We start from the raw sequence: 13,542 nt of genomic DNA, 5'->3' as shown, positions 1-13,542 counted from the left end.
CAGAAAAGGGATCAGTTAAGTGCGGCGCTGGTGGTCATGGCGACGGTCTTCGCGTTAACCGGCATTCCCGGCATAAACACTTTTTGTAAGCCATCGACGATAACTTTGTCGCCTGGGTTCAGCCCCTGTTTGACGATACGTAAACCGGCAGCCAGCCGCCCTGGCGTAATATCACGACGCTGAGCTTTACCTTCTTTATCAACGATATAGACATATTTACGGTCCTGATCGGTCAGTACCGCTTTGTCGTCGATAAGCGTGGCTTTGAATTCAGCGCTGCCCGGCAAGCGGACGCGGGCAAAGAGCCCTGGCGTGAACAGACGCTGCGAATTGTCCAGCAGCGCGCGCATGCGGATCGTACCGGTGCTCGGCGTTAACTGATTATCCAGAAAATCCACTTTACCCTGATGAGGGTAGCCCTCTTCGCCCACAAGGCCGATCTCAACCGGTAATGCCTGGTGACTGCTGGAGGCCCCTTGCCCGCTACGGGCAAGATTTTGGTAGTGAAGATAGGTCGACTCATCCACGTCAAAGTAGACATAAACCGTTTTTTGCGACACCAGCGTGGTGAGCACGCTGGCGGTATCACCAGCGGTGACCAGATTACCGCTGGTGATCAACGCGCGGCTGGCGCGGCCGTCGATGGGCGCGGTCACTTTGGTGAAATCCAGATTAAGCTGCGCGGCATCGACCGCCGCCTGGGCGGCGCGAATATCCGCTTGCGCCTGAACGGCGGCGGAGCGGCGCTGCTCCCACTCTTCACGGGAAACCAGATTGGTATTGATTAATTTATCGGTGCGGTTTGCTTCACTTCGCGCCAGGTTAGCTTGTGTTTTGGCTCTTGCCAGATTCGCCTGCGCCTGTTCCAGAGCGGCACGATAGGTTCGATCGTCAATGGTGAATAACACCTCCCCCTTCTTCACCTCCTGACCGTCGGTGTAATTCACTTTATCAATATAGCCAGAGACGCGTGGTCGTAGCTGCACGCTTTCCACCGCTTCAATCCGACCATTAAAACTATCCCACTGGCTAATAGATTTCACCACCACGTCAGCGGCGCTGACGGCGGGAGCTTGCGGCGCGGCGTTTTGCGCGACGCCTTCATCGCAGCCGGCGAGCAGCGCCGAGAGTAGCACCATACCTACTGCTGTCAGATGACGTTTTCCCCAGGTTTTTTGCAGGCTCATTATTTTTATTCCGGTAATTATCGCCGCCGGACAAGACGCTGCGGGAGACGCCGCGCCACTTCCTTTGTCCGGGCAGGCTTGAGGCCATTTGTGTCGTTCATCGCCACAAAACTGTAACAGTTGCGAATACACTATCGCGGCGATTGTAGGAAGGCGCTTAACTAAGTGCAAGAATAATTGTTGCACTTTATGTGCTATTCTTAGGTCGAAAAAAAGGCCTATTCCCGACACGGCATTAAATGCAACAATAAAACTTGCAATTAATCCCCAAACGGGCCACCTTTAAATGCAATTGTAAAAGGTACTTTTATTTTCTGCATGGGGGCAACAAAATGAACACTGCTGCGGTTATTCACGACCTACTGGATTGGATCGACAACAATCTCGAGAGCCGTCTGGATATTGAGACCGTTGCCAGGCGAGCGGGCTATTCGAAATGGCACCTGCAGCGGATCTTCAAGGAGCACACCGGTTACCCTCTCGCTGAGTATATTCGCATGCATAAGCTGCAAAGGTCGGTCGAACGCTTAGCCAACAGCGACGAGCCCATTTTAAACGTGGCAATCGCACTGGGTTTCGACTCCCAGCAATCCTTTAACCGCAGCTTCAAACGCCAGTATGGTCAGGCGCCCGGCGCCTGGCGACGAAGCGTCTCCGGCTCCCAAACGCCACCACTGCGCTTACCGTCGTGATAATCGTCCCCAGGGAATCGGTGAGCGAACGGTAGAAGCACCTATGTTTAGCAGCTATCAGGGCGTTGGACCTACCGTTATGATTGGCCCATACCAAACAAACAAGGACGCGTTACCATGCTGAACAAATCACCGGTGGTGTTGTTATTGTTCCCTTTACTGCTGGCAGGCTGTCATCATCCTCAGCCCACGTCGCACGCGGCGGCGAGCGCCACCGAAGTCGACGATCTGTTCGCCAGCTCCCCTTCGGCGAAGCCATCGCGTCGGGCTACCTACGCGTATCAGATAATGAGCGCCGTCAAGGCCAAAATGCCTGATTCCGCGGAATATTCCGGGCAAAGCTGTCGGGTTCGTTTGTCGCTGCAGCGTGATGGCGCCGTGAGTTCCATCAGTGCGGAAAAAGGTGATGAACAACTGTGTCATGCGGTGATATCAGCATTTAAGCAAGCTGACATTCCTGCCGCGCCGGATGATGACGCTTATCAGACGTTTAAAAATACCAGTATTGATTTTAAAGCATAAGACCAGCGCTTTATTACCAGCAATACGGCATTCAACCGGCCGTCATCCGTAGTATATTAGAAGCAGTCTCGGTTATCAGGTAATTGCAATGTCTTACTCCATCGGCGAATTTTCCCGTCTTTGCGGCATCAATGCGACCACGCTGCGGGCCTGGCAACGCCGGTACGGCCTGCTTAAACCCGAGCGCACCGATGGAGGCCACCGCCTCTATAACGATAACGATGTCCAGCTGGCGCTGAAAATTCTCGACTGGGTAAAAAAAGGGGTTCCCGTAAGCCAGGTCAAACCGCTGTTGACCCGCCCTGACGGCGGCCCAGGCAATAACTGGCTTGTCCTGCAGGACAACATGCTGCAGCGGCTGAAAGAGGGAAAAATCGAATCCCTACGCCAGTTGATCTACGACGCCGGTCGGGAAAATCCCCGCCCTGAGCTGGTTACCAACGTACTGCGCCCGTTACGCAGTAAAGTATCGGCTAATGTGCCGGCGATGCAGACCCTGCGTGAGATCCTCGACGGCATTATCATCTCCTACACCTCTTTTTGTCTTGAAGGCGATAAACGCGCACCGGGCGATAACTATCTGATTACCGGCTGGCACCTGAGCGATCCATGTGAAATCTGGCTGGAAGCGCTCATACGTACCGGACAAGCTCATCGCATTGATGTGCTGCCGATGCCGTCCACCGCGCTGGCCCCGGAAATATTTCCTCAACGCCACTGGTTGCTGGTGACCACGGGCCAGCTCACCGCCGCACGCCAGAGACAGATAGACCTCTGGCGCCAGCACGTTGTCTCTCTGGACGTTATCTCCCTGTAAAAAATAGCTTTGCTCCCCTGCGCCATGTTCTCCGCTAAAAAATCGCGCCAAAAACTTGGACAAAAATTCGTGATTGTGTAAGTTTAATATATCGGGCTAACCGTTTTTGCGGGACGACCCAAACAGTGAGAACAAAGCGAGGAGAACGCCATGAATAAGCAACCTGTGATTGGCATCAGCGGCTGTTTAACCGGCTCGTCCGTGCGCTTTGATGGCGGACATAAACGATTGCCATTTGCGATGGATGAACTGGCGCCGTGGGTAACCTTCAAACCCATTTGTCCGGAAATGGCCATCGGTCTGAGTTCCCCTCGTCCGGCCCTGCGCCTGGTGCAGACCGGTGCAGGTGATATTCAGATGCGTTTTAGCAGCGAACCGCGCGAAGATGTCACGCGCAAAATGGCGGACTTTACCGCCGGTTACCTGCCTGGGCTCGGCGAATTAGCAGGTTTTATCGTCTGCGCCAAATCACCGAGCTGCGGCATGGAACGCGTGCGCCTGTATGATGAAAAAGGCAACCGCGGGCGCAAAGAAGGAACCGGCCTGTTTACCCGCGCGTTGATGGAAGCCTATCCGTGGTTGCCGGTAGAAGAGGATGGACGACTGCACGACCCGCAGCTAAGAGAGAATTTTGTCGAGCGTCTTTTCGCCCTGCATGAACTGAATACGCTGCGGGCCAATGGCCTGACCCGTCGGGGGTTACTGGATTTTCATAGCCGCTATAAACTGCAGCTGCTGGCGCATCATCAGGCCGGCTATCGCGAAATCGGCCCTTTCGTCGCCTCAATGCATCAATGGCAAGACCTGGATGCCTTTTTCGTCGCCTACCGCGATAAGCTGATGGCGATCCTGAAAAACACCGCCTCCAGGAAAAACCACACCAACGTGCTGATGCACATTCAGGGCTATTTCCGCGAAAGGTTGAATAGCCGTCAGCGCGGCGAGCTGCGTGACGTAATACTGGATTATCGCGCGGGGCTGCTCCCTATTCTGGCGCCCCTGACGCTGCTTAAGCACTACCTGGCCGAGTATCCCGACCGCTATCTGCAGGCGCAAAACTATTTTGATCCCTACCCGCAGGATTTAGCCCTGCGCCTGGGCGTCAATTAGCAGCCAGGCTGTGCTCTATTACGACGAAGCGTGACTACTTCTTCTTATTCATCATGGCTTTTAAATCGGCAAAAGGATTGTAGGTGGCTTCACCGACATCCTTTTGCGCATCTTCACCTGCCACCACTCTGGTGCCGTACTGATCGGCCTCGGTATACTTGGAGTGCTCGTGATCGTGACAATAGAGGCACAATAGCTCCCAGTTGCTGCCATCTTCCGGGTTATTGGTATGATCGTGATCGATGTGATGTACCGTCAGTTCACGCAGGTTGGAGTAGACAAACTCGCGCGAGCAGCGTCCGCAGACCCATGGATAAATTTTAAGCGCCTTCTCGCGATAGCCACTTTCCAGGCGGGCATAGTTTTTGGGGATCAAAGCCATGGTAGATGTTACCTGTGATAAAGAGATAATTTACGATAATAGCGCCAATATAGCGTAAAACGGAGCAGGAAAGGAAATCGATGCGCAGACGTGAGCGGTAGCTAAATCCCGGCGTGGCGCCGGGAAGACGATTATTAATGGCTGGTGACTGTCGCCGCCGCTATCGGATGATCCGCTGAAGCGACAACCGTGGTACGCGCAACTGGGTGGCGACCGTTATCGCTGGTTGCCGCCGCCACCGCCACCGGATGGTCTGCCGAAGCGACAGCCGCGGTGCGCGCCACCGGATGGTTGCCGTTATCGCTGGTTGCCGCCGCTACCGCCACCGGATGATCGGCTGAGGCTACGGCTGCGGTCCTTGCGACCGGATGATAACCCGCAAACGCAGAAATACTTGCTGATGCTAATACCAGGGTCAAAATAATCTTTTTCATCATATCACCTCTAATAATAATAACCTGAATAACCAGGTAAAATATGGCAATCAATAAAGCCAATTGATGAATTACCGTAGCAAGCGGCAGCGAACATGAATAGCTCACTGTTATTTAATTATGGATAACCCGGTACACAGCAAATAAAAACGGGAGCCCTGAGGCTCCCGTTTTGCATAACCCCAGAAAACTGGATTACATGTTTTTGATGATCGCGTCGCCGAACTCAGAGCATTTCAGCAGCTTAGCGCCTTCCATCAGACGTTCGAAGTCATAGGTCACGGTCTTGGCGGCGATGGCGCCTTCCATGCCTTTAACAATCAGGTCTGCGGCTTCGAACCACTGCATGTGGCGCAGCATCATTTCTGCGGACAGGATGATGGAACCTGGGTTCACTTTGTCCTGGCCGGCATACTTCGGCGCAGTACCGTGGGTGGCTTCGAACAGCGCGCACTCGTCGCCGATGTTGGCGCCCGGCGCGATACCGATACCGCCAACCTGCGCCGCCAGGGCGTCAGAAATGTAGTCGCCGTTCAGGTTCATACAGGCGATAACATCGTATTCAGCCGGACGCAGCAGGATTTGCTGCAGGAACGCATCGGCGATCACGTCTTTAACCACGATCTCTTTGCCGGTGTTCGGGTTCTTGATTTTCACCCACGGGCCGCCGTCGATCAGCTCACCGCCGAACTCTTCGCGAGCCAGCTGGTAACCCCAGTCTTTGAACGCGCCTTCGGTGAACTTCATGATGTTGCCTTTGTGCACCAGGGTCACGGAATCACGATCGTTGGTGATCGCGTATTCGATAGCGGCGCGTACCAGGCGTTTGGTACCTTCTTCAGAGCACGGCTTGATGCCGATACCGCAATGTTCCGGGAAGCGAATTTTCTTCACGCCCATCTCATCGCGCAGGAATTTGATAACTTTGTCAGCTTCGGCAGAATCTGCTTTCCACTCGATACCCGCATAAATATCTTCGGAGTTTTCGCGGAAGATAACCATATCGGTCAGTTCCGGGTGTTTAACCGGGCTCGGGGTACCCTGATAGTAACGTACCGGACGCAGGCAAACGTAGAGATCCAGCTCCTGACGCAGCGCCACGTTCAGAGAACGGATGCCGCCGCCAACTGGCGTCGTCAGAGGACCTTTAATAGCAACGCGGTAATCACGAATCAGATCGAGGGTTTCAGCAGGCAGCCAGACATCCTGGCCGTAAACGTGGGTAGATTTTTCACCGGTGTAAACTTCCATCCAGGAAATTTTACGCTCGCCTTTATAGGCTTTCTCAACGGCGGCATCAACCACTTTCAGCATCGCTGGGGTAACGTCGACACCGATACCGTCGCCTTCAATGAACGGGATAATCGGGTTATGAGGGACGTTCAGTTTGCCGTTTTGCAGGGTGATTTTCTGACCTTCCGCCGGAACTACTACTTTGCTTTCCATTAACCTCTCCTTCGAGCGCTTCTGGTTCTGCTCTTCCCTCTTCACGCGAGCCTGGTGTTGGCTTAGTCGGCCTACTCCTGAGTACCGGGTCGCCCCGCTAACCGGAGATTCGCGTCCGTGTTGCCTTCCTGCCTGTATTGCGAATCGGTTTGAGCAATTTTTTGTTAATAATTTGTAATGAGCATGTCAATACTACCTGAATGTTTGCGTCCATGAAAGGCATTCGTAATTAGGCTATAATGCGGCAATTGAGAGAGCCTGAAAATACCATGCAGAAAACTTCATTTAGAAAACATCGCGTTGAGCGATTCAGCACACAACAAGTGACCAGACAACGTAAAGAACGCCAGCTTAAAACTGTGATCTTGTTCAATAAACCCTACGATGTGTTGCCGCAATTTACCGACGAGTCCGGGCGCAGCACGCTGAAGGATTTTATTCCTGTCGCCGGTGTTTACGCCGCCGGTCGTCTTGACCGCGACAGCGAAGGTCTGCTGGTGCTGACCAACGACGGCGCGCTACAGGCAAAACTGACCCAGCCCGGTAAGCACACCGGCAAAATTTACTACGTTCAGGTGGAAGGCGAACCTACAGAAGAAGCGATCCGCGCGCTGCGCGACGGAGTGACGCTAAACGATGGACCCACCCTACCCGCCGGCGTGGAGCTGGTGGATGAACCCGCCTGGCTTTGGCCGCGCAATCCGCCGATTCGCGAGCGTAAATCGATTCCCACTCGCTGGCTAAAAATCACCCTCTATGAGGGACGCAACCGTCAGGTTCGCCGGATGACCGCCCACGTCGGTTTTCCGACGCTAAGGCTGATTCGCTACGCCATGGGCGGCTATACGCTTGATGGTTTAGCCAACGGCGAGTGGCGTCAAACCGAATAACAGCATTCATAAGGAAGCTCGATGTTTAAACCGCACGTCACCGTCGCCTGCGTGGTTCACGCCAAAGGCAAATTCCTGATTGTTGAAGAGACAATTAACGGCAAAGCGCTATGGAACCAGCCAGCCGGTCATCTCGAAGCCAATGAGACCCTGGCGCAGGCCGCCGAGCGCGAACTGTGGGAGGAGACCGGTATTCGCGCCGCGCCGCAGTACTTCATCCGCATGCACCAGTGGCAGGCCCCGGATAACACGCCGTTCCTGCGCTTCCTGTTTGCCATTGAGCTTAACGATACGTGCGCTACTGAACCGCACGACAGCGACATCGATCGCTGTCTGTGGCTCGGTGCTGAGGAAATTCTTAACGCGAAAAACCTGCGCTCGCCGCTGGTGGCGGAAAGCATTCGCAGCTATCAGCAGGATCCGCGGCATCCGCTGTCGCTGATTGCGGAATTTAACTGGCCGTTCACAGGGGGTGCCTGAACGGTTAGCGCGTGCTAGAATACGCCGCCTTGAAGTTCAATGTGGTGAGTATTCCAATGTCAGAAAGTCCAAAAAAAGTGATCGTCGGCATGTCCGGCGGCGTCGATTCCTCTGTTTCCGCCTACCTGTTGCAACAGCAAGGGTATAAGGTGGAAGGCCTGTTCATGAAGAACTGGGAGGAAGACGACGGTGAGGAATACTGCACCGCCGCTGCCGACCTCGCCGACGCGCAAGCCGTCTGCGATAAGCTCGGTATTGAACTGCATACCGTCAACTTTGCCGCAGAATACTGGGATAACGTCTTCGAGCTGTTCCTCGAAGAGTATAAAGCCGGCCGTACGCCGAACCCGGATATCCTGTGCAACAAAGAGATCAAATTCAAAGCCTTCCTTGAGTTCGCCGCAGAAGATCTCGGCGCTGACTACATCGCCACCGGTCACTACGTGCGCCGCGCCGATGTCAACGGCAAAAGCCAACTGCTGCGTGGGCTCGACGGCAATAAAGACCAGAGCTATTTCCTCTACACTCTCAGCCACGAACAAATCGCGCAAAGCTTGTTCCCGGTCGGTGAGCTGGAAAAGCCGCAGGTGCGCAAAATCGCCGAAGAGCTGGATCTGATCACCGCGAAGAAAAAAGACTCTACCGGCATCTGCTTTATCGGCGAGCGTAAATTCCGCGACTTCCTGGGCCGCTATCTGCCTGCGCAGCCGGGCAAAATCATCACCGTCGATGGCGATGAGATAGGCGAACACCAGGGGCTGATGTATCACACCCTCGGACAGCGTAAAGGGCTCGGCATCGGCGGCACCAAAGAAGGTAGCGAAGATCCATGGTACGTGGTCGATAAAGACGTGGAAAACAACGTGCTGATTGTCGCCCAGGGTCACGATCACCCGCGTCTGATGTCCGTCGGCCTGATTGCCCAGCAGTTACACTGGGTCGATCGTCAGCCGCTGCAGGGCACCCTTCGCTGTACGGTAAAAACCCGCTACCGCCAGACCGACATCCCCTGCACCGTGAAGGCGCTGGATGACGACCGCATCGAAGTTATCTTTGATGAACCCGTCGCCGCCGTGACGCCGGGACAGTCGGCTGTATTCTATAGCGGCGAAGTGTGCCTCGGCGGCGGAATTATCGAACAGCGCCTGCCGCTGGTATCCTGATCGACCATTTTCCGCCGGACGCCTGATTAACGCCCGGCGGGTTACAAGGAGTAAGCGTGGCGAAGAATTATTATGACATCACTCTGGCGTTGGCGGGCGTATGCCAGGCAGCGCGGCTGGTTCAGCAACTGGCGCATCAGGGGCATTGCGACAGCGACGCCCTGCACGTTTCGCTGAACAGCATCATCGATCTCGACCCGGACTCAACGCTGGCGGTATTCGGTGGTAGTGAAGCCAATCTTCGTCTCGGGCTTGAGACTCTGCTCGGCGTGCTGAATACCAGCAGCCGTCAGGGCCTCAACGCGGAACTCACCCGCTACACATTGAGCCTGATGGTGCTGGAACGTAAACTCGCCGCCAGCAAAGGGGCGATGGATACTCTCGGCAACCGCATCGGCGGCCTGCGCCGTCAGTTGGAACATTTTGATCTACAATCTGAAACGCTGCTCAGCGCGATGGCTGGCATTTACGTTGACGTCATCAGCCCGCTGGGGCCGCGCATTCAGGTCACCGGTTCTCCTGCCGTGCTGCAAAGCCCGCAGGTTCAGGCGAAGGTACGCTCTACCCTGCTCGCCGGCATTCGTTCCGCCGTGCTCTGGCATCAGGTTGGCGGCGGACGTCTGCAGCTCATGTTTTCTCGCAATCGTCTGGTTAACCAGGCAAAACAAATTCTTGCTCATTTAACCCCGGAGTTATGATTTATGGAATTATCCTCACTGACCGCCGTTTCCCCCGTAGACGGCCGCTACGGCGATAAAGTCAGCGCGCTGCGCGGTATCTTCAGCGAATTCGGTTTGCTGAAATTCCGTGTACAGGTAGAAGTCCGCTGGCTGCAAAAACTGGCCGCGCACGCAGCGATCAAGGAAGTTCCTGCTTTTGCTGCCGACGCAAACGGTTTCCTTGATAAAATCGTTGCCGACTTCAGCGTAGAGGACGCGGAGCGTATCAAAACCATCGAACGCACCACTAACCACGACGTGAAAGCGGTAGAATATTTCCTCAAGGAAAAAGTCGCCGATATCGCCGAGCTGCACGCGGTGTCAGAATTCATTCACTTCGCCTGTACTTCTGAAGACATCAACAACCTGTCGCACGCGCTGATGCTGAAAACCGCACGTGACGAAGTGGTGCTGCCGTACTGGCGTAAACTGATTGACGCGATTAAAGATTTGGCGACCCAATACCGTGACGTGCCGCTGCTTTCTCGTACCCACGGTCAACCGGCGACCCCGTCCACCATGGGTAAAGAGATGGCTAACTTCGCCTATCGTATGGAGCGCCAGTACCGTCAGCTGAACCAAGTGGAAATCCTCGGTAAAATCAACGGCGCGGTCGGTAACTACAACGCCCACATCGCCGCCTATCCGGAAGTTGACTGGCATCAGTTCAGCGAAGAGTTCGTTACCTCACTGGGTATTCAGTGGAACCCGTACACCACCCAGATTGAACCGCACGACTACATCGCCGAACTGTTTGATTGCATCGCGCGCTTCAATACCATCCTGATCGATTTCGATCGCGATGTGTGGGGCTACATCGCGCTCAACCACTTCAAACAGAAAACCATTGCGGGTGAAATCGGCTCTTCAACCATGCCGCATAAAGTGAACCCGATTGACTTCGAAAACTCCGAAGGCAATCTGGGCCTGGCGAACGCCGTGATGCAGCACCTGGCCAGCAAGCTCCCGGTTTCCCGCTGGCAGCGCGACCTGACCGACTCCACCGTGCTGCGTAACCTCGGCGTGGGCATCGGCTATGCGCTGATCGCGTACCAATCCACCCTGAAAGGCGTGAGCAAACTGGAGCTGAACCAGGATCGTCTGCTGGACGAACTGGATCACAACTGGGAAGTGCTGGCTGAGCCGATCCAGACGGTGATGCGCCGCTACGGTATCGAAAAGCCGTACGAGAAGCTGAAAGAGCTGACCCGCGGTAAGCGCGTTGACGCCGAAGGTATGCAGCAGTTCATCGACGGCCTGCCGCTGCCAGAAGCAGAAAAAATCCGCCTGAAGGCGATGACCCCGGCTAACTACATCGGCCGCGCGATCACCATGGTCGACGAGCTGAAATAACCAGCCTGCCTCAGGTAGCATGGGCAATCTCTTCGCACATGCTACCTGGCAACCCTCCACTTTCCACGTAAAAAAATCTCTCTCCCGCCTGGTTTAAATAATGTTTACCCCCAGCGCCACATAATCGCGTTAAACTATTCAAATCGAAAATGAAATGGAGAATGGGCATGCGCGTACTCGTCGTTGAGGATAATGCTCTGCTGCGCCATCACCTCAAGGTCCAGCTACAGGAACTGGGGCATCAGGTGGATGCCGCGGAAGATGCAAAGGAAGCAGATTACTACCTGGGCGAGCATATCCCGGATGTCGCCATCGTTGACCTTGGCCTGCCGGATGAAGACGGCCTGTCGCTGATCCGCCGCTGGCGTAGTCACGACGTATCGGTACCGGTACTGGTACTGACTGCCCGTGAAGGCTGGCAGGATAAAGTCGAGGTGCTGAGCGCCGGCGCCGATGACTACGTCACCAAACCCTTCCACATCGAAGAGGTCGCCGCCCGCATGCAGGCGTTGCTGCGTCGCAATAGCGGCCTGGCGTCACAGGTAATTTCGATTCCGCCTTTCCAGGTTGACTTATCGCGCCGCGAATTATCGGTCAATGACCAGCCGATTAAGCTCACCGCCTTTGAGTACACCATTATGGAAACGCTGATCCGCAACCGCGGCAAAGTGGTGAGCAAAGATTCGCTGATGCTGCAGCTCTATCCGGATGCCGAACTCCGCGAAAGCCACACTATTGATGTGCTGATGGGGCGGTTGCGTAAGAAAATCCAGACGCAATATCCGCAAGAGGTGATCACCACCGTGCGCGGTCAGGGCTACTTATTCGAACTGCGCGGATGAAAGGCGTGTTGCGACATATTCTCCCGCTTTCTCTGCGCGTCCGCTTCCTGCTGGCGACTGCCGCCGTGGTGCTGATCCTGTCGCTGGCCTACGGCATGGTTGCGCTGGTAGGCTACAGCGTCAGTTTCGATAAAACCACTTTCCGCCTGCTGCGCGGCGAGAGCAACCTGTTCTACATGCTGGCGAAGTGGGAAAATAACCACATCGATGTCGATATTCCAGAACACCTGAATATGCAGAGCCCGACGGTGACGCTGATTTACGACGCCAAAGGTAAACTGCTGTGGGCGCAGCATGACGTCCCCTGGCTGGTGAAGCGGATCCAACCTGAATGGCTGAAAAGCAACGGTTTTCATGAAATCGAAGCCGATGTTGGCAGCAGTAGTATGCTACTGCGCAATAATGATGAAATTCGCGAGCAGCTTGACGCCATCCGCGAGGAAGATGACTCCTCGGAGATGACGCACTCGGTGGCGATTAATCTCTATCCGGCCACCGCGAAGATGCCGCAATTAAGCATTGTGGTGGTCGACACCATCCCGGTGGAGCTTAAACGCTCTTATATGGTGTGGAGCTGGTTTATCTACGTGCTGGCGGCTAACCTGCTGCTGGTCATCCCGCTGCTGTGGCTTGCCGCCTGGTGGAGTTTACGCCCTATCGAATCACTGGCGAAAGAGGTCCGCGAACTGGAAGAACATCATCGTGAGAGGCTAGATTCTCACACCACTCGTGAACTTACCGGTCTGGTCAGCAACCTTAATCGCCTGCTGAAAAGCGAACGCGACCGCTACGACAAATACCGAACCACCCTCACTGACTTAACCCACAGCCTGAAAACGCCGCTGGCGGTGCTGCAAAGCACCCTACGCTCGCTGCGCGGCGAGAAAATTAGCGTCAGCGAAGCAGAGCCGGTGATGCTGGAGCAGATTAGCCGCATCTCACAGCAAATCGGCTATTATCTGCACCGCGCCAGCATGCGCAGCGGCAATGCGCTTCTCAGCCGCGAACTGCACCCGATCGCCCCGCTGCTGGATAGCCTGACCTCGGCTTTGAATAAGGTCTACCAGCGTAAAGGGGTTAACATCACGCTGGATATTTCGCCGGAGATAAGCTTTGTCGGCGAGCAGAACGACTTTATGGAAGTGATGGGCAACGTGCTCGATAACGCCTGCAAGTACTGTCTGGAATTTGTCGAAGTCTCGGTACGCCAGACCAACGACAACCAGCTGCATATTCTGGTGGAGGATGACGGCCCCGGAATTCCCCGTAACCAGCGCACGGCGGTGTTCGATCGCGGCCAGCGCGCCGATACGTTGCGTCCGGGTCAGGGGGTAGGCTTGTCTGTCGCCCGCGATATCGTCGAACAGTATGATGGCGATATCCTGACCGGCGACAGCCTGCTCGGCGGCGCCTGCATGGAAGTTATCTTTGGCCGACAACTTCCTGATGATAAAGAGAGCTAACGCAGCAGTTTTTTAACGGCGCCTGCATCGCCGCGGCGTCGC

The 13,542-nt window shown here is 55.1% G+C and carries 15 protein-coding genes; 11 read left to right on the top strand and 4 right to left on the bottom strand.

The window, feature by feature from the left end; all coding sequences use genetic code 11:
* Positions 1-11 precede the first annotated feature (11 nt).
* Positions 12-1,187, bottom strand: coding sequence for an efflux RND transporter periplasmic adaptor subunit (locus PGS10_RS17620; protein WP_045393774.1), 1,176 nt, complete (start codon positions 1,185-1,187; stop codon positions 12-14).
* Positions 1,188-1,519: 332 nt separating this feature from the next.
* Here PGS10_RS17620 and PGS10_RS17615 point away from each other — a divergent pair, with 332 nt between their 5' ends.
* From PGS10_RS17615 to PGS10_RS17600, 4 genes are all read left to right on the top strand, one after another.
* Entirely contained in the window at positions 1,520-1,879 is a 360-nt protein-coding gene (locus tag PGS10_RS17615) for a helix-turn-helix domain-containing protein (RefSeq protein WP_045393772.1), read from the top strand.
* A gap of 117 nt (positions 1,880-1,996) precedes the next feature.
* Positions 1,997-2,401 (top strand): cell envelope integrity protein TolA, encoded by a 405-nt coding sequence (tolA, locus tag PGS10_RS17610; protein WP_316423309.1) that lies wholly within the window; start codon positions 1,997-1,999, stop codon positions 2,399-2,401.
* An 88-nt stretch (positions 2,402-2,489) separates the two neighbouring features.
* The gene (locus PGS10_RS17605) at positions 2,490-3,218 is read left to right on the top strand and encodes a MerR family transcriptional regulator (RefSeq protein WP_047046819.1); all 729 of its coding nucleotides are present in this window, start codon (positions 2,490-2,492) and stop codon (positions 3,216-3,218) included.
* A gap of 150 nt (positions 3,219-3,368) precedes the next feature.
* Entirely contained in the window at positions 3,369-4,328 is a 960-nt protein-coding gene (locus tag PGS10_RS17600) for a YbgA family protein (RefSeq protein WP_316423308.1), read from the top strand.
* A 34-nt stretch (positions 4,329-4,362) separates the two neighbouring features.
* On the opposite strand, the gene yajD is transcribed toward PGS10_RS17600, so the two are convergent.
* The 3 genes from yajD to icd all read right to left on the bottom strand — a co-directional run bounded on the left by yajD (position 4,363) and on the right by icd (position 6,590).
* Entirely contained in the window at positions 4,363-4,710 is a 348-nt protein-coding gene (gene yajD / locus PGS10_RS17595; RefSeq protein WP_015367133.1) for an HNH nuclease YajD, read from the bottom strand.
* Positions 4,711-4,844: 134 nt separating this feature from the next.
* On the bottom strand, positions 4,845-5,144 hold the full coding sequence (locus PGS10_RS17590; protein WP_045393825.1) for a hypothetical protein: 300 nt from the start codon (positions 5,142-5,144) through the stop codon (positions 4,845-4,847).
* A gap of 195 nt (positions 5,145-5,339) precedes the next feature.
* The gene (gene icd / locus PGS10_RS17585; protein WP_015705065.1) at positions 5,340-6,590 is read right to left on the bottom strand and encodes an NADP-dependent isocitrate dehydrogenase; all 1,251 of its coding nucleotides are present in this window, start codon (positions 6,588-6,590) and stop codon (positions 5,340-5,342) included.
* A 239-nt stretch (positions 6,591-6,829) separates the two neighbouring features.
* Here icd and rluE point away from each other — a divergent pair, with 239 nt between their 5' ends.
* From rluE to phoQ, 7 genes are all read left to right on the top strand, one after another.
* Positions 6,830-7,480, top strand: coding sequence for a 23S rRNA pseudouridine(2457) synthase RluE (rluE, locus tag PGS10_RS17580; protein WP_316423307.1), 651 nt, complete (start codon positions 6,830-6,832; stop codon positions 7,478-7,480).
* Positions 7,481-7,501: 21 nt separating this feature from the next.
* Positions 7,502-7,960, top strand: a complete 459-nt coding sequence (locus PGS10_RS17575; protein WP_047078756.1) for an NUDIX hydrolase — start codon at positions 7,502-7,504, stop codon at positions 7,958-7,960.
* Between the two features lie 56 nt (positions 7,961-8,016).
* Complete coding sequence (mnmA, locus tag PGS10_RS17570; RefSeq protein ID WP_045393753.1) at positions 8,017-9,123, top strand: tRNA 2-thiouridine(34) synthase MnmA; 1,107 nt, start codon at positions 8,017-8,019, stop codon at positions 9,121-9,123.
* Between the two features lie 56 nt (positions 9,124-9,179).
* Positions 9,180-9,821, top strand: a complete 642-nt coding sequence (gene hflD / locus PGS10_RS17565; protein ID WP_015367144.1) for a high frequency lysogenization protein HflD — start codon at positions 9,180-9,182, stop codon at positions 9,819-9,821.
* 3 nt (positions 9,822-9,824) lie between these two features.
* Positions 9,825-11,195, top strand: a complete 1,371-nt coding sequence (gene purB, locus PGS10_RS17560; RefSeq protein ID WP_316423306.1) for an adenylosuccinate lyase — start codon at positions 9,825-9,827, stop codon at positions 11,193-11,195.
* Positions 11,196-11,362: 167 nt separating this feature from the next.
* A complete protein-coding gene (phoP, locus tag PGS10_RS17555) occupies positions 11,363-12,037 on the top strand; it encodes a two-component system response regulator PhoP (protein WP_047046826.1) in 675 nt (224 codons plus the stop codon).
* Entirely contained in the window at positions 12,034-13,500 is a 1,467-nt protein-coding gene (phoQ, locus tag PGS10_RS17550; protein WP_045393745.1) for a two-component system sensor histidine kinase PhoQ, read from the top strand. Before phoP ends, phoQ begins: the two co-directional genes overlap by 4 nt.
* Positions 13,501-13,542: the final 42 nt, after the last annotated feature.

This window comes from Klebsiella sp. 141153, from assembly GCF_032601995.1.
Taxonomy (GTDB): Bacteria; Pseudomonadota; Gammaproteobacteria; order Enterobacterales; family Enterobacteriaceae; genus Klebsiella; species Klebsiella aerogenes.
Note: the sequence above shows the minus strand (reverse complement) of the source record. Positions and strands in the feature narration are given on the sequence as shown.